Source organism: Actinopolymorpha sp. B9G3, assembly GCF_040120725.1.
Lineage (GTDB): Bacteria > Actinomycetota > Actinomycetes > Propionibacteriales > Actinopolymorphaceae > Thermasporomyces.
On the sequence record NZ_JBEEAB010000001.1, the window covers coordinates 1 to 24163 of the forward strand.

Annotated in this window: 20 protein-coding genes; 8 read left to right on the forward strand and 12 right to left on the reverse strand. The window is 70.0% G+C overall.

The genetic code is table 11. From position 1 onward, the window contains the following. Positions 1-130 precede the first annotated feature (130 nt). Complete coding sequence (gene mca / locus ABNF93_RS00005) at positions 131-1072, reverse strand: mycothiol conjugate amidase Mca (protein WP_502877508.1); 942 nt, start codon at positions 1070-1072, stop codon at positions 131-133. Between the two features lie 354 nt (positions 1073-1426). Here mca and greA point away from each other — a divergent pair, with 354 nt between their 5' ends. After that, positions 1427-1936, forward strand: coding sequence for a transcription elongation factor GreA (gene greA / locus ABNF93_RS00010; RefSeq protein ID WP_349325361.1), 510 nt, complete (start codon positions 1427-1429; stop codon positions 1934-1936). 319 nt (positions 1937-2255) lie between these two features. Here greA and ABNF93_RS00015 read toward each other — a convergent pair whose 3' ends face one another. The 3 genes from ABNF93_RS00015 to ilvA all read right to left on the reverse strand — a co-directional run bounded on the left by ABNF93_RS00015 (position 2256) and on the right by ilvA (position 5140). Beyond that, positions 2256-2696 carry a DUF2089 domain-containing protein gene (locus ABNF93_RS00015; protein ID WP_349325362.1) on the reverse strand — a complete coding sequence of 147 codons (441 nt, stop codon included), beginning with the start codon at positions 2694-2696 and terminating at the stop codon, positions 2256-2258. Continuing rightward, positions 2693-3850 carry a prolipoprotein diacylglyceryl transferase gene (locus ABNF93_RS00020; protein ID WP_349325363.1) on the reverse strand — a complete coding sequence of 386 codons (1158 nt, stop codon included), beginning with the start codon at positions 3848-3850 and terminating at the stop codon, positions 2693-2695. The genes ABNF93_RS00015 and ABNF93_RS00020 overlap by 4 nt, the downstream gene beginning before the upstream one ends. Before the next feature lie 66 nt (positions 3851-3916). Continuing rightward, complete coding sequence (gene ilvA / locus ABNF93_RS00025; RefSeq protein WP_349325364.1) at positions 3917-5140, reverse strand: threonine ammonia-lyase; 1224 nt, start codon at positions 5138-5140, stop codon at positions 3917-3919. A gap of 149 nt (positions 5141-5289) precedes the next feature. Here ilvA and ABNF93_RS00030 point away from each other — a divergent pair, with 149 nt between their 5' ends. The 3 genes from ABNF93_RS00030 to ABNF93_RS00040 all read left to right on the forward strand — a co-directional run bounded on the left by ABNF93_RS00030 (position 5290) and on the right by ABNF93_RS00040 (position 9217). Beyond that, entirely contained in the window at positions 5290-6720 is a 1431-nt protein-coding gene (locus ABNF93_RS00030; RefSeq protein WP_349325365.1) for a cytochrome P450, read from the forward strand. A gap of 130 nt (positions 6721-6850) precedes the next feature. Then, on the forward strand, positions 6851-7423 hold the full coding sequence (locus tag ABNF93_RS00035; protein WP_349325366.1) for a MarR family winged helix-turn-helix transcriptional regulator: 573 nt from the start codon (positions 6851-6853) through the stop codon (positions 7421-7423). Between the two features lie 105 nt (positions 7424-7528). Next, positions 7529-9217: an MDR family MFS transporter gene (locus ABNF93_RS00040; protein ID WP_349325367.1), complete on the forward strand. Its 1689-nt coding sequence runs from the start codon at positions 7529-7531 to the stop codon at positions 9215-9217. A gap of 96 nt (positions 9218-9313) precedes the next feature. Here the strand turns inward: ABNF93_RS00040 and ABNF93_RS00045 are convergent, their stop codons facing one another. Then, positions 9314-10663, reverse strand: a complete 1350-nt coding sequence (locus ABNF93_RS00045) for an AI-2E family transporter (protein WP_349325368.1) — start codon at positions 10661-10663, stop codon at positions 9314-9316. 162 nt (positions 10664-10825) lie between these two features. After that, positions 10826-11785 (reverse strand): ROK family protein, encoded by a 960-nt coding sequence (locus ABNF93_RS00050; RefSeq protein WP_349325369.1) that lies wholly within the window; start codon positions 11783-11785, stop codon positions 10826-10828. Positions 11786-12185: 400 nt separating this feature from the next. Between ABNF93_RS00050 and ABNF93_RS00055 the strand changes: the two genes are divergently transcribed. Continuing rightward, a complete protein-coding gene (locus tag ABNF93_RS00055) occupies positions 12186-13085 on the forward strand; it encodes a hypothetical protein (protein ID WP_349325370.1) in 900 nt (299 codons plus the stop codon). A 152-nt stretch (positions 13086-13237) separates the two neighbouring features. Here ABNF93_RS00055 and ABNF93_RS00060 read toward each other — a convergent pair whose 3' ends face one another. Beyond that, positions 13238-16924 carry a hypothetical protein gene (locus ABNF93_RS00060; protein WP_349325371.1) on the reverse strand — a complete coding sequence of 1229 codons (3687 nt, stop codon included), beginning with the start codon at positions 16922-16924 and terminating at the stop codon, positions 13238-13240. A 378-nt stretch (positions 16925-17302) separates the two neighbouring features. Between ABNF93_RS00060 and ABNF93_RS00065 the strand changes: the two genes are divergently transcribed. From ABNF93_RS00065 to ABNF93_RS00075, 3 genes are all read left to right on the forward strand, one after another. Next, positions 17303-18151 (forward strand): GNAT family N-acetyltransferase, encoded by an 849-nt coding sequence (locus ABNF93_RS00065; RefSeq protein WP_349325372.1) that lies wholly within the window; start codon positions 17303-17305, stop codon positions 18149-18151. A 22-nt stretch (positions 18152-18173) separates the two neighbouring features. Further along, positions 18174-19481 carry an o-succinylbenzoate synthase gene (gene menC, locus ABNF93_RS00070; protein WP_349325373.1) on the forward strand — a complete coding sequence of 436 codons (1308 nt, stop codon included), beginning with the start codon at positions 18174-18176 and terminating at the stop codon, positions 19479-19481. A 110-nt stretch (positions 19482-19591) separates the two neighbouring features. Further along, positions 19592-19981 (forward strand): DUF2784 domain-containing protein, encoded by a 390-nt coding sequence (locus ABNF93_RS00075; RefSeq protein WP_349325374.1) that lies wholly within the window; start codon positions 19592-19594, stop codon positions 19979-19981. A gap of 97 nt (positions 19982-20078) precedes the next feature. Here the strand turns inward: ABNF93_RS00075 and ABNF93_RS00080 are convergent, their stop codons facing one another. The 5 genes from ABNF93_RS00080 to yczE form a co-directional block, all read right to left on the reverse strand. Continuing rightward, the gene (locus ABNF93_RS00080) at positions 20079-20960 is read right to left on the reverse strand and encodes an LLM class F420-dependent oxidoreductase (protein ID WP_349325375.1); all 882 of its coding nucleotides are present in this window, start codon (positions 20958-20960) and stop codon (positions 20079-20081) included. Between the two features lie 234 nt (positions 20961-21194). Next, on the reverse strand, positions 21195-21524 hold the full coding sequence (locus ABNF93_RS00085; RefSeq protein WP_349325376.1) for a nucleoside triphosphate pyrophosphohydrolase family protein: 330 nt from the start codon (positions 21522-21524) through the stop codon (positions 21195-21197). Positions 21525-21610: 86 nt separating this feature from the next. Next, entirely contained in the window at positions 21611-22012 is a 402-nt protein-coding gene (locus tag ABNF93_RS00090; RefSeq protein ID WP_349325377.1) for a VOC family protein, read from the reverse strand. A 119-nt stretch (positions 22013-22131) separates the two neighbouring features. Continuing rightward, positions 22132-23283, reverse strand: coding sequence for a cystathionine gamma-synthase (locus ABNF93_RS00095; RefSeq protein ID WP_349325378.1), 1152 nt, complete (start codon positions 23281-23283; stop codon positions 22132-22134). 117 nt (positions 23284-23400) lie between these two features. Continuing rightward, positions 23401-24150, reverse strand: coding sequence for a membrane protein YczE (gene yczE, locus ABNF93_RS00100; protein WP_349325379.1), 750 nt, complete (start codon positions 24148-24150; stop codon positions 23401-23403). Positions 24151-24163: the final 13 nt, after the last annotated feature.

Sequence of the window (24163 nt, forward strand, 5' to 3'; positions counted from 1 at the left end):
CAACGCCTACTCGCGCTCAACACCGCCATCTGGCACAACTGGATCATCGGCGCACCCGTAAAACGCTCCCTAATCGCCTACGACCACTGATCGCTGACCTGATCAAAATTTCCGATCAACGATCTAGGCCCTAGTCAGATGCACCGCACGGCTCGGCCGCACCCCGACCGTCGGCGCAGCAGGTCGAGGCCACCGGCGTCCGTATTCCCGCGAAGAGGTCGTCCTCTGGCACCGGCGACTCGACGAGGCTGCGGGCCAGCTCGAAGTCCTCGGTGGGCCAGGCGGCCACATGCGCCTCGTGCGGGCAGGCGAACCATGCCCCGTTCGGGTCGATCTGCGTGGCATGGGCGAGCAACGCCTTGTCGCGTACGGCGAAGTAGTCACCGCACGGCACCCGGGTCGTGACCCGGGCGGCGTGTGCGGGGTCGGGCTTCCAGTCCTTGAGCCGGTCGGCATAAGGGGATTCCAGGCCGCGCCGCACCATCTCGTCGTGCAGCGCCTTCGTACGCTCGCGGTGGAACGAGTGGTGGTAGTACAGCTTCAGCGGCTGCCAGGGGTCGCCTGCCTCGGGATAGGCGTCCGGGTCCCCGGCCGCCTCCCAGGCCGCGATGGTGACCTTGTGACACATGATGTGGTCCGGGTGCGGGTATCCGCCGTTCTCGTCGTACGTCGTCACGACGTGCGGCTTGAACTCGCGCATCGCCTTCACCAGCGGGGCGGCCGCGTCCTCCAGAGGCGTCGCCGCGAAGCAATCGTCCGGCAACGGCTCCGGATTGTCGCGGTCGGGAAAACCCGAGTCGACGAAACCCAGCCACGCCTGGTCGATCCCGAGGATCTCGCGCGCCCGGTCCATCTCCTGGCGGCGGATGTCGGCGAGGTTGGCGAGGACCTCCGGGCGGTCCATCGCAGGATTGAGGATCGAGCCGCGTTCGCCGCCAGTGCAGGTCACCACGAGGACCTCGACGCCTTCCGCGACGTACCGTGCGGTGCTGGCGGCACCCTTGCTCGACTCGTCGTCGGGATGGGCGTGGACATGCATGAGCCGCAACTCGTCGGGTGCTGTCGATGGCACCGTGGTCTTCTCCTCCGTCTGGTGGCCACGTGCGGGCCAGCGGTGGCGAACCGGTGGGCGAGGCCCACGGGTGGGCCGCGGGTTGGGGCCCACCGGTGGGGCCGCGGATCACCTGGTGGACCCGCGAGTCACACTGGGTCTGGCAGCGGACGCGCCGGCACCATGGTCGCCGACGCCACCGACGACACGGACACCGCCCTTGGTCAACGGCGCGCCCAGAATGGCCGGATGGGTTCGGCGTTGTTAGCCTCATAGGTCAGTCCGCACTCTTCCGGACACGCACTGACAACATCCGCGGGATATCCCGGCATTCCGGGATGCCGATATGTCCCCACGATCGAGGAGCGACAGACCGTGACGCAGTCGACCGACGAGAACGTCATCTGGCTCACCCAAGAGGCCTACGACCGTCTCAGGGCGGAGCTCGACCATCTCACGGGCACTGTGCGAGCGGAACTCTCCCGCAAGATCGGCGAGGCCCGCGACGAGGGCGACCTGCGCGAAAACGGTGGATACCACGCCGCAAAGGAGGAACAGGGCAAGACCGAGGCCCAGATCCGCAAGCTCCAGGACATGCTGCGCCGTGCGCGGGTCGGCAACACCCCGCCCGACGACGGGATCGTCGAGCCCGGGATGAAGGTGACGATCCGGTTCGAAGGGGACGACGACACCGAGACGTTCATCCTCGGCTCGCGTGAGCTCCTCGCCCTCGACGACTCCGTCGACCTCGAGGTCTACTCGCCACAGTCACCGCTCGGCTCCGCGATCAGCGGCAAGCGCAAGGGCGACAAGGCGACGTACAAAGCCCCCAGCGGCCGCAAGCTCGCGGTCGAGATCGTCGACGCCGTACCGTTCGGCGCCTGATCGCGTCCTTTGACGTCGTAAGACACGCCTCGCCACGCCGCCCTGGCCCGCTGCGCCTGAGCCGGCCACGCCGGAGCCTCGCGCTCCGGTCCACTGCGCCCGACTCTCGCCGCGCTCCGGTCCACTGCGCCCGAGCTTCGGCAAATGACCACGTTGAGCATGCCTGTCGACCCCGGAACAGGCGTCGGCACCTGTCCAACGACAAATGGCACGCTCAACGTGGTCATTCAACGACAAATGACATGCCCAACGTGGTCATTCACAGGGTGCCGCCGCGCTGACCGGGCGACCCTGGCGCCGACCGACCGGCCGCGGTTGATCAGCCAGCGTCGCGGAGCTGCAGCGCTGCGGTGTCGACGTCGATGTCGCCTCTCGCCAGACTGGCGAGGACCTCTTCGCGGCTGTGCCCGGCCTGAGCAGCCTCGGCGGCACCACTGGCAGCGGCCGGTGCCGGCTCCAGACCCAGCTTCGTGAGCAGGTCGGCGTACCGCTGGCGGGCCGTCGGATAGCTCACCCCAAGGTGCCGTTCGACCTCTCGCATGTTGCCGCGGGAGACCAGGAACACCTGCAACACGGAACGCTCGGCGTCGGTGAGACCGCAGAAACCGCACGATTCGAAGACGCCGGAGAGCTCGCTTCCACACGACCCGCAACCCAGCCGGGTGACCTGCAGGCCCGCGCCACAGACCGGACAGTCACGTGGTGGCCGGTACTCCGGGACCCCAGACCCGCCATGCCCGTACGCATGGGATCCCGTCACGGCGCCTCTTTCACGGTCGCCGTGCCCATCACGACCTCGAGGTTGAGTACCGCGTCACCGAGACCGACGATGTGCTCCTCGCGGTCCTTGCCCGGCGGCTCCCACTGCACCCGCCCGAGCTGGACGTCCGGACGCACCCGCACACTCGACCCAGGCAGCAACCGCAGCTGCAACGAACCCGACTCGGCCCGCAGCCGCGACCGGCCCTTGGTGATCTTGCCCTCGACCTGCGCCGATCCTGCCTGGACCAACAGGTCGATCGGGCCGTCGACGTCGCGGACCCGTGCGGACCCGGCGGTGACGCGCACCTGTTCGAGACCGGGGAGGCGTTCGGCGTTGACGCTTCCGGCGGTGACCTCGACCTCCACCGTCATGCTCGGGTTGACACGGACGGACAGCTCGCGACCGATGTCGAAGACCCGCTCCTGCACGTCGCGCAGGTTACGGCTCCGCATCAGGGTGAATCCGTCGATGGACGCGCCGAACTCTCCCTCGCTCGTGACGACCAGCGTGTCGCCTTCCTGACGTACGACATGGGGGCCGTCGACGGCCACGGTCGAGACGAACGGCTCGCCGATGATGCGCACCCGCCGCCCGACTGCGCGCACCCGGAGCCGGGTGATCGTCGCGGCGACCGGAACCGCCGTCTCACCTGCGTCCTCACGGCCGGCGTCGGTTGCCTCTGTCGCGCCCGCGTCGCCCGCGGGTGTAGCGGCGTCGCCGGGCTCCCGGGCGGCATCGATCAACGGGGCGGCCTGCTCGGGGGTCAGCTTTCCGGCGGCCACCTCGGCGAGGATGGCGCGCACCGAACCTTCGGGTGTCACACTCGTCCCGCCGCCCGCGGCTGCTCGGGCCGCGTCGCCACCCGAACGCGCTTCACCTGCTGAGCGTGCCGCCTCGTCAGCCTTGCGGCCCATCTGGTCGGCCGTACGCGCTGCCTCGTCGGCTACCCGGGCGGCCTTCTCGCCAGACCGCGCCGCCTTCTCACCGGACCGCGCCGCCTTCTCACCGGACCGCGCGGCCTTCTCACTGCGCTGGTCCGCGTCCGCCTCGGCCGGAGTGGCCGCGCCCTGGCCGGGGCGTACCTCATCGGTCGCCTCCGCCCACGGGTCGGCGGATGTGCCCTCTGGTTCGTGGGGTGTGTGCTCAGACATACCTTGATCTCACCCGCCACTACAGCAACTGTCAAGGGCGATTTTATAGATCATCAAGATCACTTACTAAAACGTGACCGGGTACCCTGCTTTGCGCAGACGGTCGAGGATCTCCTCACGATGGTGATTCCCTCGCGTCTCCACCTGAAGCGCCACCTCCACCTCGCCGAGATGCAGGCTCGCCGACGTCCGCTCGTGGATGACGTCGAGCACGTTCGCCTCCGCGGCCGCGAGTTCGTTCAGCAGCGCCGCGAGGCCACCCGGTTGGTCGGGCACGCGGACCCGGATCGACAGATAGCGCCCCGCCGCCGCCATGCCATGGCGTACGACCCGCATGAGCAGCAGCGGATCGACGTTTCCGCCGGACAGGACCGCCACGACGGGCGGCTCGTACGCAGCCGGCGAATCCAGTAGGGCCGCGACTCCGGCGGCTCCCGCCGGCTCGACCAGCAGCTTGGCGCGTTCGAGCAGCAGGAGCAGGGAGCGCGACAGCGACTCCTCCGAGACGGTCACGATGTCGGAGACGTAGCGGCGTACCAGGTCGAACGGCATCACACCCGGACACCCCACCGCGATTCCGTCCGCCATCGTCGCCATGTGCGGAACCGCGACCGGATGGCCTGCCGCGAGCGAGATCGGGTACGCCGCCGCGCCCGCCGCCTGCACCCCCACCACCCGCGCCGCCGACCCGCTTCCCGCCAGCGCTGCCGCGACCCCGGCCACGAGCCCACCGCCACCGACCGGGACGAGGACCGTCGCGACATCCGGGCACTGCTCGACGATCTCCAGGCCGAGCGTTCCCTGACCGGCAACGACATCCGGATGGTCGAACGGATGAATGAGCACAGCACCCGTCTCATCCGCGAACGCCCGCGCCGCCCGCAACGCCTCGTCCACCGTGTGCCCGACGAACCGGACCTCGGCACCGTAGGAGCGGGTCGCCTCCTCCTTCGGGATCGGCGCGCCCAACGGCATGAACACCGTTGCCGCCGTGTCGAGCAGGCTCGCCGCCAGCGCGACACCCTGGCCGTGGTTGCCGGCACTCGCAGCAACCACACCCCGTGCGCGTTCGGCAGGCGCCAGCCGGGCGATGCGGACGTACGCACCACGGATCTTGAACGAACCCGCCCGCTGGAGGTTCTCGCACTTCAGCTGGACCGGCCCACCCACCCGGTCCGACAGCCAACGCGATCCTTCCATCGGCGTTGTCCGGGCGACTCCGTCCAGCGTGTGCGCCGCACGGGTGATCTCGTCATAGATTGCCGCCAGCTCGGGCGGTCCCGGAGTCATGTCCGGCAGTCTCGCACTCCGCGGCGTTGGTTCTGCGGCAGTCGGGCGAGCCGCCCTCCCTCGCCGTACCTGGGGGCGTATGACCCGAACCGCGTCGGACCGGAGTGGCGGTGTGGAAGAGGCGCGCGGTACGGGCGTACAAACGAGTCATGCGGATCGCCCGGCCACCAGGACCACACGGCGTTTTGCTCTATGCAGGCCTGCTCGCCAGCGGCTCCCCGACCGACTACCTCACCCGCGTCGCCGCGCGGCATCCGCGGGTCGCCCACCTCCGGCTGGGGCGCGAGCACGTCTACGTCCTCGGCCACCCCGATCTGGTCCACGAACTGTTCGTCGTCCACGGCCGCTCCACGCGGAAGGGCCGCGCACTCGAACGGATCCGGATACTCCTCGGCGACGGCCTCTTGACCAGTGAGGGCGAACTGCATCGTACGCAGCGAAGGCGCATCCAGCCGGCCATGCACGGCGGACGGGTGGCAGCGTATGCGGAGACGATGGTCGCAGCCGCGCTGGAGCACGATGCCCGTTGGCGGATCCTCTCCGGGGCCGGGCCGGCAGCCGAGGGGACCGCCGACACGCCGGTCGGCGGGGCGGTGGACACGCCGGTCGGCGGGCCGGTCGGAGCGGCCGCCAACGCACCCGCTCCCGCAACCGTTGACATGGCGGAGGAGATGTCGGGGCTTACGCTCACCATTGTCGGGCGGGCCCTGTTCGGCTCCGACCTGCGCGAACTCGCGAAGCCGGTCGCCGAGTCGCTCGGCGTACTTCTGCGCGGGTTCCAACGGCACGTCCTGCCGGGAAGTGACGTGCTGCTCCGGCTCCCCACCCGCCGACGGGCTGGCCTCTTCGCCGCCGTCGACCGGCTCGACCTCCTGGTCCGGCAGCTGATCGACCAGCGCCGGGCGGCCCCTCCGGGACCGGACCTCCTGTCGGCGCTCCTCACGAGCATCGACGACAACTCTCTCGTCCGCGACGAGGTGATGACGCTGCTGCTCGCCGGACACGAGACCACGGCGACCGCGCTGACCTGGACGTGGTGGCTGCTCTCGGAACACCCCGAGGTCGCCACGTGGCTTCATGAGGAGGTGGACGGGTACGACCGGGACGACCTGTCGTCCGCCGACCTGGCGCGGTTGCCCCGGACCAGGGCGGTGTTCGCCGAAGCGCTGCGGCTCTATCCACCATCGTGGATTCTCGGCCGGCGTACGCTCGTCGATCTGGAGCTCGACGGCTGGACGCTACCGGCGGGGTCGCTGTGCGTGGCCAGCCAGTGGGTCCTGCATCGGGATCCGCGGTTCTGGAACGCGCCTCTCGAGTTCCGGCCCCAGCGATGGATCACCCGCGAAGGTCGGTGGGACGAAGCCGCGCCGGGGCAGCCGCGCGCTGCGTACCTTCCGTTCGGGATCGGGTCGCGAATCTGCGTCGGCTTGGCGTTCGCGTGGATGGAGGGCGTCCTCGTCCTCGCCACGCTGGCCCGCCGGTGGGCCGCGCAGACCCTGCCCGATCAGGTCGTCGCCGTACGCCCGGCGGTCACCCTGCGACCAAGGAACGGCATCCGGATGAGCCTCCACCAGCGTTGACCATCCGTCCCGTGATCATGATCATGATCACGGGGAACGCCGAGGGCCGGCGCGGCTGGATACGAGGCGCACGAGGGTCACTTCGGAAAGTAATACTTGCATGGCGCAACTACCGACCTACACTTGCACGGTGCAAGCAGTTCACTCGTCGGCCGCCGACCGGCCCGGGCTCTCCCGCGAACTTCCGCGTGACACGCCGGAGGCGCTCCTCGTCGCCCTGATGCGGATGATCCGCCTGATCAAGCGGACGCAACCCACCGCGATCGAGCCCGCACTCCAGTACGTCCTCTACACCGTCAACTGTGCCGGACCGCTGCGGCTCTCCGACCTCGCCGAACAGGTCCAGCTCGACGTCTCCACGGTGAGCCGGCACGCCCGCGCGCTCGAGACCTCGGGCTATCTCCAGCGCACCGTCGATCCCGACGATCGCCGTGCGGCCCATCTGTCCGTCACGAACGCCGGACGCCAGGTGCTCGACGATGCGTTCGCGCGCCGCCGGGCGAACCTCGACGCCGCCCTCGCCGACTGGCCGGAAGGCGATCTCCATACGCTCGAACGCCTGCTCAACCGGCTTGCCGACGACCTCGAACACCAGTCCTCACGAGGCGCGGGGACAGGCGCAGGTCCGGATCCTTCCCCTTCATCCGTACCGCCCGCTCCTGACCCGCCTCCGCCCGGCACTCCGGAAGTGCACGACGCCTGACCACGGGTGACCCGGGGACACCCGGCGTCGCCGGCCTCGCGCCACACAGCGCGAGTGACACCACGTCACACCGTTCCCACGTAACAACCCGCAGGAGACCATTCGATGACCGAGCAGCAACCTCCGCCCTCGACCACACCCGCCGCCGCATCCGCCGCATCCGCCCCTTCGGCCGCCGCGTCGGCCGCACCCGGCACACCGGCGGCCGTGCCCGCAGGCGCGGCACCGGCGGAGGTCGAGGGCAACACGTACCTCTCCCACCGGCAGATCCTCATCGTGCTCGGCGGCCTGATGGCCGGCATGCTGCTCGCGGCACTCGACCAGAGCATCGTCGGTACGGCACTCCCCCGCATCGTCAGCGAACTCGGCGGCCTCGACAAGTTGTCCTGGGTCGTCACCGCCTACCTCCTCACGTCCACGGCATCCACTCCGCTGTGGGGCAAGATCTCCGACCTCTACGGCCGCCGACCGATGTTCCAGGCGGCCATCGGGACGTTCCTCGTCGGCTCGGTGCTCTCGGCGCTCTCGCAGAACATGCTCGAACTCGTCGCCTTCCGGGCCATCCAGGGCCTCGGCGGCGGAGGCCTCATGGCGCTGGCGTTCGCGGTGATCGGCGACATCATCCCGCCCCGCCAACGCGGCCGGTACCAGGGTTACTTCGGCGTCGTATTCGGCGTCTCCAGCGTCGCCGGACCTCTGCTCGGCGGATGGTTCACCGATGGCCCGGGCTGGCGGTGGATCTTCTGGATCAACCTGCCGATCGGCGCCGCCGCGCTGGTCGTCACGTCGTACGCCCTGCGGATGCCGAAGATCCGGCGCAACCACAAGATCGACTACCTCGGCGCGGCCACCATCGTGGCGGCGGTGTCCTGCCTGCTGCTGTACCTGTCGTGGCGGGGCGAGTCGGCCGGCTGGACCGAGGGATGGGCGCTGGCCCTGCTCGGGGCGAGTGTCGTGCTCGTCCTGCTCTTCGTCCTGGTCGAGTCGCGTGCCTCCGAGCCGATCATCCCGCTCCGGCTCTTCCGCAACTCGGTCTTCACCGTGAGCAACGCGTTCGGGCTGCTCGCCGGGTTCGTGATGTTCGGCACGATCATCTACCTGCCGTTCTACCTGCAGGTCGTCCAGGGCATGTCGCCGACGGCCTCCGGGCTGGCGATGCTCCCCACCGTCGCGGGAATCTTCACGTCCTCGATCGGGTCCGGCCAGCTCATCACCCGCAACGGGAAGTACAAGATCTACCCCGTCATGGGCGGCCTGATCATCGCGTTCGGTGTGTGGCTCCTGTCCCGCCTCCACGCGGACTCGTCGTTGTGGACGATCGGGCTCTACGCCTACGTCGTCGGATTCGGGCTCGGCCTCACGATGGCGACGATCATGACCGCTGTCCAGAACTCCGTGCAGATGCGCGACATGGGCACCGCCTCCAGCTCGGTGACGTTCTTCCGGACCATGGGCGGAGCGATCGGCACAGCGATGTTCGGGGCCATCCTCACCAGTCGGCTGTCGACCCACCTGGCGGAGGAACTGCCCGCGCGGGCTGCGGCGCAGATCCCTGAGGGCGCCACCCAGAACGTCACCGCCATCCAGAACCTCCCGCCGGCGCTCAAGGAGCCGGTGATCGAGGCGTTCGTACGTTCCCTGCACGACGTCTTCCTCGCCGGCGTGCCGTTCGCGCTCGCTGCGTTCGTCATCGTGCTGTTCCTGAAGGAGCTCCCCCTCGCGACCGGCCAACCGACGGCCGGCGGCTCGGCACCCGAGGGCGGCTCGGAACCCGAAATGGCCCGCTCCCGCTAGCAGCAGCGCGCCCCAGCAACAGTCGGCGGGTCCGCGCGGCTAGTGACCGCCGGGCCCGCCGATCGCTGTCATGGGCCGACGGGTGGCGATCGCGGGTCAACCTGGCGGTGGTGCCGGCATCTGTCGCGTCTCCGCGGTCGTACGCTCCTGCGCGAGGTGCCGGACGATGCCGTTCAGGACCGCCACGAGGGGTACGGCGAACAGCGCACCCGCGATGCCGGCGAGGTAGGCACCGGCACCGATTCCCAACAGGATCGCCACCGGATGCAGCCGGACGAACCTTCCCAGCAGGAACGGCTGCAACACGTGCGCCTCCAGCTGCTGTACCAGCAGGACGCCGCCGAGCATGATGAGCGCCACGAACGGTCCCTTCGCGACGAGCGCGACCAGCACCGCGACCGCCCCCGACACGAGCGCACCGATGATCGGAACGAACGACGCGAGGAACACCAGGACCCCGATGGGAACGGCGAACGGCAGGCCGAGGACCAGCGCGACGATCATGATGCCCACCCCGTCGACGAACGCGACGATCACTGTCGCCCGGACGAACGCAGTCAGCGACACCCATCCGCGCCGCCCCGACGAGTCGGCGAGGACGCGCGCCGACCGCGGGAAGAAGCCGACGAGGAAGCGCCAGATGCGTTCGCCGTCGTACAGCATGAAGTACGTCGTGAACAGCGCAAGGAAGAGCCCGCCCACCACGTGACCCACCGTGGTACTCACTCGGAGGGCACCCTCGGTGAGCTGGTTCGTCGTGACGAGCTCACCCAACGACTGGAAAGCGTTGTCGATCTCGGCCTCTGACAACTTCAGCGGACCGCGGATGAGCCAGATACGTACCTGGTCGATCCCGTCGACAACCTGGCGGTAGAGCCCCTGGTAACCGGTCGCGACCTGTTGGCCGACGAGCGCCAGCAGACCGAGGACGACGATGATGAGGCCGAGCAGGGTCAGACCGGCGGCGACCCCGCGCGGCAGCCCGGAGCGGTGCAGCCAGCCGGTGACCGGAACGATCAGCGCGGTGACCAGGGCCGCGATCAGCACGGGTACGACAATGATGCTGATCTGGAGCAGCAAGTAGCCCGTCACCCCGGCGGCGGCCAGGATCAACAGCAGGCGCCACGACCATTCGCTGGCCACGAGAACGCCGTGTGGGATGTCCACCTCGCGGCCGCGCGGTGCGGCCGTGCTCGTGGTCTCCGCCCGGCGCTCCACATCACCAGGACCAGGACCAGCGTCTGTGGGAGGAACGGGAGCTGCGCCACTGTCACGGGCGGGGCCAGTGTCACGGGCGGGGCCAGTGTCACGGGCTGCGTCCACGTCACGGGTGGGGCCCTCGCCACCGCGACGGGCGGGGGTCTCCGGCCGGCGGCCCGCTCGGCCGGACAGGCGCGCCGCCACCCGACGCAGCCGACCCCGCCAACCAGCCCTCCCGGTGATCATGCCGGGCTCCTACCCGGGAACGAACACCCGGAACGCGGCGCGCCGAGCTCGCCACAGGATGGTCACCCGGTTGGTACTCTCGGCCGTCACTCCAGCCGGTCATCCCAGCTGGTCCCCAGCTGGTCATCCCGGTCAGTCATCCCAGCCGGTCACCCCGGTCGGTCATCCGGGGGTCCAGTACTGATCGCCCGCCAGGACGAACGCGGCCGCTCCGACGATGCCGGCGTTCTGGTCCAGACTCGCGCGCCTGACAACCACGTCCCGGGCGAACTCGATCCTGGCGTACGTTCGGAGGCTCTGTTCGAGCGGCTCGAACAGCAGCCCGCCCACCTGGGAGACGCCGCCACCGACCACCACGAGCTCAAGGTCACAGAGCGCGACGGCCGACGCGATGCCGATACCGACCGCATGCCCGGCGCGTTCGAACGCCTTCCGCGCGATCTTGTCGCCGGCCAGCGCGTCGTCGGCGAGATGCTTGGCCGTTGCCGCCTCGTCGTCCTGGCGCCAGCCCTGCTGGCGGGCCCACGTGACGAGCGCCGGCCCTCGAGCGATGGCCTCGACGCAGCCGCGCCCCCCGCAGCCGCACTCCGGCCCGGTCGGGTCGGCGACGATGTGGCCGACGTGGCCGGCGTTGCCGCTGCGGCCGTCGATGAGCCGGCCGCCGAGTACGAGCCCACCACCGACGCCGGTGGACACCACCATGCCGAGCATGTTGGCCACTCCGCGACCGGCGCCCCGCCAGTGTTCGGCCACGACGACGGCGACCGCGTCGTTGTGCACCCGGACCGGCACGCCTGGGTAGGCAGCACTCAACCGATCCCGCAACGGGAAGTCCCGCCAGGGCAGCAGGTTCACCGGCGACACCACGCCGGCGGGCCAGCGCATCGGACCGCCACAACCTACGCCCACGCCCTGGATGGCCGGCCGCCCGGCAGCGTCCAGAACGCTTTCGCACAAGGTATGCAATCGTTCCCAGATCGCGAGGTCACCGTCGTCAGGACCCAGAGTGGTGGGCGCCCGGTCGCTGACCAGGACGTCGCCTTGCGCGGACACGAGACCGGCCGCGATCTTCGTACCCCCGATGTCCACGGCGAGCACCGGGGCGGCCGACTCGTCCCTCATCCGGCCGGCACCGGTGCTCGACCCAGAATCCGGCGACCCAGAATCCGGCGACCCGGAATCCGGCCCCCTGGAGTCGGCGGGCCGTTCGGTGGGGCTGCCGGGCTCGTTCTGGTCGGGCCGATGAGTCGCGCCCTGGCCTGAAGTGCCTTCGCTGGTATCTCCGGAGGTGTCGTCGGTCATGCCAGCAATCTTGCCGGGTGCTGCCACGACCCTTCTCAGGAGGACGACACTGTGCTCATTGATCGAGACGGCTTCCATTGATCGAGACGGCTCCTCCTTATCGCAACGGCTCCGATAGATCGAGACGGGTCACCGATCACGACAGGTACATCGATGGGCCGGGCTCATTGTCGGTAGGGGCTCGTTGATCCAGTCGGGCTCATGGAACGGGACGGGTGCCATGGCATGGGACAGCGGTTGGCGCGACGCCTCACCCGACGTGGCCGAGGTGGTCGATCCCCCGCGCCGCGGTCCCGGCTGGGCCCGCCCGGTCGCCGTCGCCCTGGTACTCCTCGTGGCGGGTCTGCTGCTGTTCGCCCGTCTCACCAGCTCCGCCGTTCGCGCCGAAGCGGCACCGGCGGCCTTCCTGGACAGCTACACGGTCGAGCTGGACATCCAGCTCACCAACAGCGGCGATGACCACCTCGAGATCACACCGGACCTGCCGCCACTGGCCGGGATGGAGTTCCGTGGCGCTCGGGACACCGCCCGCCAGCCCGTGCATGCACAGAATCCGATCCAACTGCCCGCACAGGGTCGTACGACACTCTCCCTGACCTGGCAGGTCACCGACTGTGTGCCGGCCCGGGCTGCCAAGGCCACGGAGATCACCCTTCCGATGCTGGTCAGGCCGTTCGTCGGCGCGGCGGACACGATGGACGTGTCGGCGGGAACCCTCTACGACCTCACACCTGCGGTGTGCGACCAGCACCCCGGGCGCGGAGTTCCTCGGCTCGTCGGGCAGGAAGTGACGCCTGGCCCAGAGGGGGTGTCGGTCGCGCTCGACGTCTTCAACGGTGGCGGGCGACCGTTGACCTTCCGCGCCGCTGACCTCCCGGCCGGATGGATCCACCTGAACAACGTCACCGCGTCGCCCGACACCGACCGGCAGATCCCGGTCGGCCGCGAACGAACGGTCCGGCTGCGCTTCGCGCCACACGACTGCTCGGCACCCATCGAAGGTCCGGCGACGCTCAAGCTGCGTTTCGACAGTGGAGACGGCAGCCGCTCGCAGCTTCTCTCCGTACGCCTGGCGGAGAGCTGGGCGAACCTGCTCGGCGTGTGCTCGCCGGAGTACTGAGACAGCTCGCCGGGGTCATCCCCACCCGGCTGTCGCGCGCGTTCCGACCACCGGGCGAATCGTGGGGGTGCCGAGCGAGGCGTTCCGTCCTGCGACTCCGCCAGCCCGTCGCCGTGCCGTTGGGGCAAGCGCCGAGCGGACCTCGGCGGGGGTCAGCGCAACCGCCCGAGTCGGGAGTATGCCCCAGGCTGGGGACCGTCGGCGACGTGCTGAGGTGGCGGTGGCTCGGACTCGAACCGTGGCAGGTCGGCGAGGTCGACCATCGGTGGGGACGACCCGTCCGTACGCCTGCGCGCCGCGTCGATAGCCATCTCGGCGAGGTAGGCGGCCAACCTGGCGTTGCGAAGCTGGCCCTCGGCAGGCGTGGCGGCCAACATGTCACCCGCCCGCCGGGCGGCATCGTCCGTGGCGACCGCGCCGCGCTGCTCGACGACCCGCCCGAAGATGGTGGCGTAGTCACCCGCGTCGAAGTCACGGGTACGGACAACCCGCCACCATGCCGCGAGCGCCGGGTTGATGTCGACCAGACGGCGGTATCCGTCGGGCCCGGTGAACACCACAACCTGCAGGTCAGGTCCGCAGATGCTGATCAGCCGGTGCAGTTCCTCGGCCAGTGCCGCACCACGGGCGCCGTCGCTGATGATCTGGTCGAGGTCTTCGATGGCCAGCAGGCGTTCGCCGAGACAACCGTCCACCCATTCACGCAACTGCCCGACGGCCGTCGTGGGATCGAGCCGGGCGAGATGCTCATACCTGATCGTGATGGCGGTGCCGTCGAACCCGCGCGCCGTCACCAACTTCGACAGCACGTCGACGGTCATGCCCTCGCCGGTGCCGGGTGGTCCGGCGACGAGGAGACGCAGGTCCTGTTCGGGCGCGGCGACCGCCTCACGAAGTGCGGTGACCAGGGCAGGCTGGCCGACGATGCTGTCGATCAGGGCCAGCACCTGGGCGCGCGGGCCTGTCGGCTCGCGACGCGTCCACATGGCGTAGTCGGCGGGCTCAGACTCGACCTCGACCGGTTCACGGTAGTCGCCGGGCGGTGTGGCGTTGTACCACGCGAAGTCGTTGCTCGGGCTGCCGACCGGGCTCGCGGGCGGAGCCACGGGAGCGGGGAAAGCCGGCCCGCCAGAGCCTGCTTGGCCACCAGAGCCGCGTTGGGCGCCATAGCCGAGCTGGTCACCGGCGCCACTCTGTACGTCGGGCCCACTCTGTACGTCGGGCCCACTCTGTACGTCGGGCCCACCCTGTACGTCGGGCCCACTCTGTACGTCGGGGCCGCCCTGACTGGCCGGTGCGCCCCGGCCGGCCGTGCCGCCATAGCCACCGTGACCCCCTGAGACCCCGGCGCCGCCGTGTCCGGCGGTTCCCTGTCCACCGGATCCCTGTCCACCGGATCCCTGTCCACCGGATCCCTGTCCACCGGACCCCTGTCCACCGGTTCCCTGTCCACCGGCGTGCGGGGGAATCGGATCAGCGGACCGGTCGGCCGGTGTCCGGACCCCGTTGCGCTGGTGGTCCGGGCCAGGACTGTCGGGGTGCTGGCCGTGACTGGCGAACGCCTCGAACCCCCATGGACCGGCCACAGCCTCGGAGGATGTGTGCTGGTCGTGTTCTGATCCGGCGCCGTGTGATGCCCCGTGCGGACCAGTGTCGGCGTGGCCTCGCCCAGACTCGTTCGCTCGGCGTCCTTGCGGAGGGGTCGACGGCCCGATCAGTCCGAGCATCTGCTGGGAGAAGACCGTGGTCGCGTCGCCACCCTCAGGTGGCATGGGCTTGGCGTGGGCTCCCGTGATCTGCTCGGGCGGGACGGACGATGTCCCCGCCTCCGACTCCGCGATGGACTGACGACCAGCGACGGCGCGTCGGCCACGTTCGGTCTGGGCCGGTTCGCGGGTGCTTCGTTCCGGTTGAGCTACGCCGGTAGGGCCTGCTGCGGTGTCGGCCGCTGCCGGGTCCGAAGACGCGGTCTGACCAGCCTGACCCTGCTGCTCGGATCGCGTTTGCCGTTCGGGAGGCGTCACCTGTCCAGCACGTGCAGGAGCTCCGGCATCGCCATCCTGCTCGACCCGCGCGGGCTGGTCTGGCTGCATGGCCGGTGTCGCGCTGGCCGGCTGGTCCGGTCGTGCGGGCCGCTCCGACGCTGCGGGGTGGTCGGGGTGTTCTGGCAGGTCGTGCCCAGCGGTGATCTGGTCCGGATCCGCTCCAGACGGGTGCCCCTCGGCAGCCGAACCGTCGGCTCGGCTCGCGCCAGTCCGGTCCGCTTCGACGGGTTCCCCAGGAACGTCTCCCTGAGTCCGTTCCACCGGGGCTGGTTCCACCGGGGCTCGTTCCACCGAGCCTGATTTCACCGAGCCTGATTCCACCCGGCCTGGTTCCACCGGAGCCGGGTCGAGTGAGGCCCGCTCCGCCGGGGCATGGTCCCGGCGGGCGCCAGCGCCCTCACTCATCGGCTGGTCGCTGGCCGACTCCCGGACAGCGGCCTCTCGCGTAGCAGAGTCCCGCGCACCTGCCTCCTGGGGAGCCGACGCCGCGGCCGACTCCTGCGTACGCGCCCCTTCTCCAGCCGCCTGCTCGACGGCGACCTCATCGCCCGGCCGCTCCCCTGGGGACGGGCCTGAGTCGAGACTCTCGCCAGCGAACTCCTCCTCGGGCAGCCGACCGCCAGCCTGAACGCCGAAAGGGAACGCGTCATCAGCCGCCACCCACCCCGCCACCGAGCTGGACCCGGTGAGAGGGTGCCGCACCCGGCGTACCCGGAAGAGCCGGCGTACGTCCTCCTGGAAACAGTCGACGGGCACGAGGCACGGGCGGGGGGTCACCGGAGCACCCGGGAGACCCTGGACCGCGCCGGTGAGGCGTACGGAAAGGTCGAGCCAGGCGCGGCTGAGCTCGAGTTCGCCGGCGACGAGCGCCCTCGCGAGCCAGTCGCGGACCCGGCGCCGCCAGGCCTCGGCGTTCCAGGTCCGCAGGACGACGCGCAACTGTTGCTGCACCTGGGAGTACAGCTCGCCCCGGACCCCGACCGCGAGCTCGGCAGGAGCCTCGGTCATACCGGCCTGGATCAGCAACGAGACGAACGCCTGGGTCGAGTCGCCGCCGCCCGGGACAAGGGTGCCGAGTCGCTCGTGTGCCGCGATCCAGCCGTCGACGATCCAGCTGAGGTAGCCGACCGGTCCGGTGAGCTCGGGCAGGATGGCCACCAGGTCATCACCGGCGAGCTCGGCCCAGCGTTCCTCGAGCCGGCCCCACTCCGAGCGGACGTACGGCGTGGTGAGGGTTGCCTCGAGCAGATCGGCGTCGCGTCGTGCCTCGTCGTACAGATGCAACAGTGCCTGCCGACGTTCGTTCAGTGGGACGACACCGTCGAGGGCTTGCAGCGCTTCGGTGGTGAGGTCGAGCGCCACCGTGCGGCGGGCGCGGTCGTCTCCGGCGGCCTGGAAGAGGTTCCGGCCGGGCGGCCGCCAGGAGGATCCCTGTGCCACCCAGCGGCGGTCGGGTTCGGCCTCGATGACGGGATGGATCCGGAAGCGCTCGACCAGGTCGTGTTCAAGCCGGCGACATACGCCGGCGCGCACGGCGGCGTCACCGCAGAGGAACGCCACCATGCCCAGGACATCGGCGACGACGGCGGGGGTCGGGGTGCGCAGTCCGGGCTGCTTGCCGAGGGTGAGCTGTGCCGATCGCCGGTCGGCGACCAGGGTGTCGATGCGGGCCGCCGCCTCGTCGAGGAGGCCATCGGGCACCGCCCACGGCCGGTGAGAGTAGACATCCAGCACGGGCCCGTCGGTGAACAGCAGGTCGAGAGCTCCGCGTAGCCGGGACTCACTCGTGACCACAGTCGTCCTCCGTGCCGACGGGTGTCGCGTTGGCCCTCAGGGCGACCCCGACCGGCGGTCGGATCGCGAACAGGACAGATCGCCGCGAAGCCTAGCGGAGTGGTGCGACAAAGACATCGGCTGGCGGGGGCGGATGGATCACACCGAGCGGCGGCTGAGGATCTCATGGCCAAGCCCCGAAGTGGTGGCACCACGCCCGGCGTGTCACCGATTCTTTTCGCGCCGTCTGCGCGGCGAGTCGGGGACGTGAACCGACCGACGAGGCAGGCCGGGACGTCGGCAGCCCGGGGCGTCGGCAGGCCTCGGCGTCGGCAGGCCGGGGCGTCGGCAGGCCGGGGCGTCGGCGCCGCGTTCGCGGCCAGTGAAAGCATCAGCTTCATGGACACCGCTGCCGGGCCCTCCCTCACGGTCCGTCCGCTCGAACAGCCGGCGGAGATGAAGGCGAGCGTCGAGCTCTATCGCGCTGTCCTCGAACTCGGACCGAGCGCGCCTGCCGTCAGCCCGCGGCTGCTCTGGGCACTGCGCCGCAACGGTGGTTCGGTGATCGGGGCGTTCGACGGCGAGCGGCTGGTTGGCTTCGCGTACGGATTCGTGGGGAAGGACGCCACCTCGGGTGAGGTCTACCACTACTCGCAGGCCGCTGTGGTGCATCCGCAGTGGCAGGGGCGCGGGGTCGGTCGGGCGCTGAAGTCCGGCCAACGCGCGTACGTCCTCGGCACCGGAATCACGACCATGCGCTGGTCCTACGATCCGGTTCGCGCCGGTAACGGGCACTTCAACCTCGACGTCCTGGGGGCACGGGCGAGGTGGTTCGTGCCCAATCTCTACGGTGTCGAGGACATGGGGCGCGACCCCGGCCATCCGAGCGACCGGCTGATCGTGGAGTGGGACCTTGCGGGGCCGCCGGCGCCACCGGCCGTGGACCAGGTTCCGACCCGTCTGCCCGGATGGGGCGAACTCGTCCGGGAGGGCACGGACATGCTGATCGGTATTCCGCGCTCGTGGTCCGACGTCGCGCGTGAACCGGACCGTGCGAAGCAGGTGCGGACAGCGGTGAGTACGGCGTTCGAACGAACGTTGGGCCAGGGTTACGTCGGGGTGTCGTGCCGGGCCGACGACACGGACTCGGCGTGGTACCGGCTCCGGCCGGCATCCGCGAGCATCGGTCTCACGCCTGCCGCGCCGGGCTCACCTTCCGCCACCGGCGACAGGACGCAACGACCGTGAGCCAGCTACGGAGGACGACCCGATGAGCCCGGAACCAGCCACGCCGGACCCAGCCACCCCGGAACCAGGCAGCCAGAAACCAGGCAGCCAGAAGCCAGGCAGCCAGAAACCAGAGAGCCCGGATCCGACGGCACCCGAGCCGACCACGCAGGGGGCGAAGGCACCCGACCCGAGGAGCCAGGCACCGACGAACGACAGCGCGGCGGTTCCCCTCGTCGGCGTGGAGGCGTTCCGGGTCCGCCTGCCGCTGGTGCACGAGTTCGAGACGAGCTCGCACCGCAAGTCCTACCTCGAACACATCCTGGTCCGACTCGAAGACACGGCCGGCTTCGTTGGCTGGGGCGAGATCGCGTCGCCGAGCGATCCGTTCTATTCGGCGGAGACGGTCGACACGTGCTGGTGGATGCTGGCCACCCACCTTGCTCCTGCCGTGCTCGCGCACCGGTGGACGACGCCGTGGGAGGCCGACCTCGCGTGGGCGCGGATCCGGGGACACAATTTCGCCAAGGCCGGCTTCGACATGGCCTGCTGGGATCTCGCGTGCCGGCGGGAGGACATGTCGCTCGCGAGCGCGTTGGGCGGCACCCGGACCAGCGCGCCAGCGGGCGTCAGCCTGGGCATCGAACCCACCGTCGACGATCTGCTCGCCCAGGTGAGCCACCATCTCGACGACGGATACCGGCGGATCAAGCTCAAGATCGCACCCGGCTGGGACACCGAGCCGGTCCGCGCGGTCCGCGGCACCTATCCCGATCTCGCGCTGCAGGTCGATGCCAACGGCGCGTACGACGAGGATCCCGTTCATCTGAACGCGCTCCAGGCCCTCGACGCGTACGACCTGCTGCTGATCGAACAGCCCTTCGCGCCGGGAGCCCTGGCCGCGCACGCACGCCTGCAGGCGCGTCTTGACACCGCACTGTGCCTGGACGAGTCCATCGACGACCTTGATCAGCTCGACACGGCAATGGCGCTCGATGCGGCGAAGATCCTCAACATCAAGGTGTCCCGGATGGGTGGGATCACGCCGGCACGACGTGCGCATGACCGCGCGGTCGCCGGGGGGTGGCAGGTCTGGTGTGGGGGGATGCACGAGTTCGGGATCGGGCGCGCGGCCAACGTCGCGCTCGCCAGCCTGCCCGGTTTCGCCTTGCCCAGTGACGTTTCGGGCTCGGACAAGTACTACACCCAGGACGTGGTGGATCCGCCGATCCGGGCGTACGACGGAGAGGTGCCGGTGCCGCTCGACCGCCCGGGGCTGGGCCACGACGTCGACGAGGACCTGATCCGCTCCCTCGCCGGCGACACGTTCACTCTGCGCCCTCCCCCGTGATCATGAACGCGATCGCGAAGGTGGCGGCGGCGCGGCCACCGCACCTCACGCCCGCGGTGCGATAGTGGAGAGAGTGCTCTCGGTCTCGCAGCCGGCTGGAGGTGGCTGCCATGGGATTCCGGGCCCTCGTCGTGGCCGCCGCCACCGCGCATTTCGCCTTCATGGCCTACGTCATCTTCGGTGGATTTCTTGGCTGGCGCTGGCCTGGCGCCATCGGCCCTCATCTGGCTGCGGTGTGCTGGGGGCTGGTCGGCACGCTGGTTCCGCTCGTCTGCCCCCTCACCGCGACGGAGAACTGGGCACGCGGCAGAGCAGGCGAACCCCTTCTGCGGGGAGGGTTCATCGACCACTACCTCACCGGCGTCGTCTACCCCGAGCAGCTGGCAGGCGGTCTCAGGTTCCTCGCCCTGTCGCTGGCCCTGTGGTCGTGCACCGTCGCCACCCTGCGGTGGCGGCGCCGGCGGATCCCGCGGCGAAGAGACTTGTCCGTAACTCGCTGAACGGTGATGGATACCGATTCTTCGGACAGGTCCCTGCGGATACGTACTGCTGCCTGGGCGGTAGCGACGACCCGGCCGCACCGTCACACCTGCGCGGTCAGCCGATCGACCGCAGCCGTGGGAGGACGGTCGCGACCTTCTCCGCCCGCGCCACCGCATCACCGCCGCGCAGGACGACGATCACCTCGCCGATCCCGATTCCGGCGTAGGACTCGACGACCGGCAGGAGGTCCGCCGGGTCGGTCAGGTTCTCGCCGAACCGGACCTGCACCGTGCGCCGGATCGCGGCGGGGTCGCGTCCCACGTCCGCACAGTGCTGGTCGAGGACCCCGGACAGCTCGGCGATCTCCTCGATCGACCCACCCGCGGCGTTCCACGCGTCGGCGTACCTCGCCGTGATCCGCAAGGTGCGCTTGCGCCCGCTGCCGCCGATCCAGAACGGAGGGTACGGACGCTGGACCGGCTTCGGGTTGGAGAGGGCGTCGGACAGTTGGTAGTGCTTGCCGGCGAACGTCGTCGTCGGTTGGGTCCACAGAGACGTGATGATCTCGCAGGCTTCCTCGAACCGGTTCATGCGTTCGCCCACGGTCCCGAACTGCAGGCCGAGCATGGAATGCTCGACCTCCGCCCACGCCGCGCCGAGGCCGAAGTCCAGCCGTCCGCCGGACAGGTGGTCGACCGTGACCGCCATCTTGGCGAGTACGGCTGGGTGCCGGTAGGTGTTGCCGCTGACCATGCAGCCGATGCGTACCCGGCTGGTGCCCTCGGCCATCGCGGCCAGCAGGGTCCAGCCCTCGAAGACGTCACCCGACGGGTCGTCGCTGCCGATGGACGCGAAGTGGTCGAAGTTCCAGACGCTGTCGAATCCGGCCTCGTCGGCCAGCTGCCATACGCCGCGGAGCTCGTCGATGGTGGTGTGCTGCGGGGCGAGCTTGACGCCGATCCGCAGCGGGTTCTGGGGGGTGGTGGGGCTCGTCATGGAGCTAGTCATACCGCGCGGCAGCCACCTCGTGCGACGCCCGAGCGGCGGTCGTGGACACCATCGGATCGACCTGCGCGGACTCGCTGGTGGGACGTGGAAAGCGGGCCGCCGCCCCAGGCCAACCGCCACCCTCGCCATGGTCCGGACATCCTCGCGCCATGATCATGTGCGGGAACCGTGCGGTCCGTGCCGGGCTTGACCCCGGTTTCCCGCGCCTGATCAGAGGCCGTCTCAGCCTTCGCGCAGACGGTCGGTGAGCGAAGCGGCGAGCTTCGCCGTCATCTGCTCGAACTCCGCGTCGAGATCCACGTCGTAGAGCCGGGCGAGAACGAGCACCGACCAGAGACAGTCGGCCAGCTGGTGCCCGAGGGCGGCCCGGCCCCCCGGCATGTCGCGCGCACCCTCGGCCGCCGTGGTGAGCTTGGCGAGGTCCCCGACATCGCCCATGAATCCGAGGACGAACTCCTCCCGGCTCCAGGTGCGGCCGCGTTGCCGGTGGTTGAGTTCGTCGTACAGCGCGTGGACCCGCATCGCCCGCGCCGTCAGGTCGTTGATCGTCACCGGCGCAAGCGTAGAGGGTGGCCGGACGCCAGCAGAGGAATCCGCCGCCGGGGACGCTCGTGGACGGTAGGAGTGGGCCTCAGCCCTCACTCATGCGTCGAGCCCGCGGGCTTGTCGGTGACCAGACCGAACTGGAGCCCCGACGGATCGGCGGCCGTCGCGAACCAGCCGTACTCCTGCGAGATCAGCGTCCGCGGCTGCACCACCGCGCCACCCGCCGCCTGGACCGCACGAAGGGTGGCTTCGAGGTCGTCGGACCGGAAGTACACGTGGACGCGGCGGCCCGCCGGAGGGGCGTCACCGGCGGAGGTGTCGAGCCCGCCGACCATCGTGCCGTCGGCCGTCTTCGCCACCACGAAGCCGTCCTCGAACGGCTCGAACGTCCAGCCGAAGACTGCACCGTAGAACGCCTGACCCACGTCGAGATCAGGGACCTGGATCTCCCACCAGGCCAGCGGGTTCGGGCTCGCGGGCGTACTCTCACTCATCGTCGTTCCTCCTGCAGCATGAGGCCATCTCGGCGGTTCGCACCTCGGCACTCCAGCGGGTTCGTGCCACGCGGGTCAGCCGAACGGGCAGGCCGGGTCAGCCGAACGGGCAAGGCCGGTCAGCCGAGCGCCTGCGCCAGATCGTCGAGGAGGTCGTCAATTGTCTCGATGCCCACCGACAACCGCACCAGGTCGTCGGGCACCTCCAGCGGCGACCCGGCCGCGCTGGCGTGCGTCATCTGTCCCGGATGCTCGATCAGCGACTCGATGCCACCGAGGGACTCGGCGAGGGTGAAGAGGGTCGTCCGCTCACAGACCTCGATCGCGGCCGCGGCACCACCCGCCAGCCGGAACGACACGATCCCGCCGAACCGCCGCATCTGCTTCGCCGCCACCTCGTGGCCCGGGTGTTCGGGCAGGCCCGGATAGAGGACCTGGCCGACCTTCGGATGGCCGGCGAGGTACGCGGCGATGCGCTCGGCGTTGTCGCTGTGGCGTTCCATGCGTACGGCCAGGGTCTTCAGCCCCCGCAGCACCAGCCACGCGTCGAACGGGCCCGCCACCGCACCCATCGCATTCTGGCCGTACGCAAGCCGCTCACCCAGTGTCGCGTCGGCCGTCACCAGCGCGCCGCCCACCACGTCGGAGTGGCCGCCCGCGTACTTCGTCGTGGAGTGGACGACGACATCGGCGCCGAGCGTCAACGGCTGCTGGAGATAGGGCGAGGCGAAGGTGTTGTCGACGACGAGCAGCGCGCCGGCCTCGTGGGCGACCTCGGCGAGTCGGGCGATGTCGGCGATGGCGAGCAGCGGGTTGGTCGGCGTCTCGACCCACAGCAGCGCGGTCGGCCGGGATCTGAGCGCCGCACGTACGGCGTCGACGTCGGCGACGTGGACGGGTGTGTGCGCGAGGCCCCACGGCTCGGCGACCTTGGCGAAGAGCCGGTAGGTGCCGCCGTAGGCATCATCGGGGATGACCACGTGGTCGCCGGGTTTGCAGAGGGTACGCAGGAGGGTGTCCTCGGCCGCCATGCCGCTGGCGAAGGCGAGGCCACGGGCGCCGTGTTCGAGCGCGGCGAGGCATTCCTCCAACGCGGCCCGGGTGGGGTTCTGCGTACGCGAGTACTCATAGCCCTGGCGCGGCTTGCCGACGCCGTCCTGGCGGTAGGTGCTGGTGGCGAAGATCGGGGTGATCACCGCGCCGGTCGCGGGGTCGGCCTCCTGGCCCGCGTGGATCGCCAGAGTCTCGAAGCCGTGGTGCTGCTCGTTCATGGCCTGAGGCTACCCAGCGCGACGTCCGGGAGCGGCCATCGCCCGGCAATGCCGACTCATGAGACGGTTTTGCCCAGGGGCACGCTCATCCAACGGCTCGCTGCCACAGGGACACGCTCATCCAACGGCTCGCTGCCGCTCGTCCAGCGCGGAGGCGCTGGCCACGGGTGCCGGCACCGTGAACCGCGGGAGGAAGATGTGGACGAGTGGGCCGATGCTCACGGCGTAGAGCACCGTCCCCACACCGACCGTGCCACCGAGCAGCCAGCCGATCGCGAGCACGGTGACCTCGATGACCGTACGTACGAGCCGGACCGATCGTCCAGTGCGCCGGACGAGCCCGGTCATCAGCCCGTCGCGAGGTCCAGGGCCTAGGCGCGCACCGATGTAGGCACCGCCCGCGACCGCGTTGAGCACGATGCCGGACACCATGAACACGATCCGCAGCGCCATCGACTCCGGTGCCGGCAGCACGAGCAAGGTGGCGTCGACGACGATCCCGATCACGACGGCGTTGCAGACGGTGCCGATCCCGGGCACCTGCCGCAGCGGAATCCAGGCGAGCAGCACGACACCGCTGATGATGATCACGATCATCCCGAACGACAGTGGCGTGTGCTCCATGAGCCCCTGGTGGAACACGTCCCAGGGGTCGAGGCCGAGTGTCGAACGGATCATCAACGCCATCGAGGCGCCGTAGAGCGTCAGGCCGAGGAAGAGCTGCACGAACCGGCGGGTCAGCCGGCCCTCGCGGAGAGCGGCGAGCGGGCTCGACGCGAACTCGACCGCATGGCCGGAGTTGGGTGCGGAGATGGGTGCGGCATTGTGTGCGGACTTGTCATTGACATTGCGGGACTCAGCGGGCACGTCTGCGATCCTC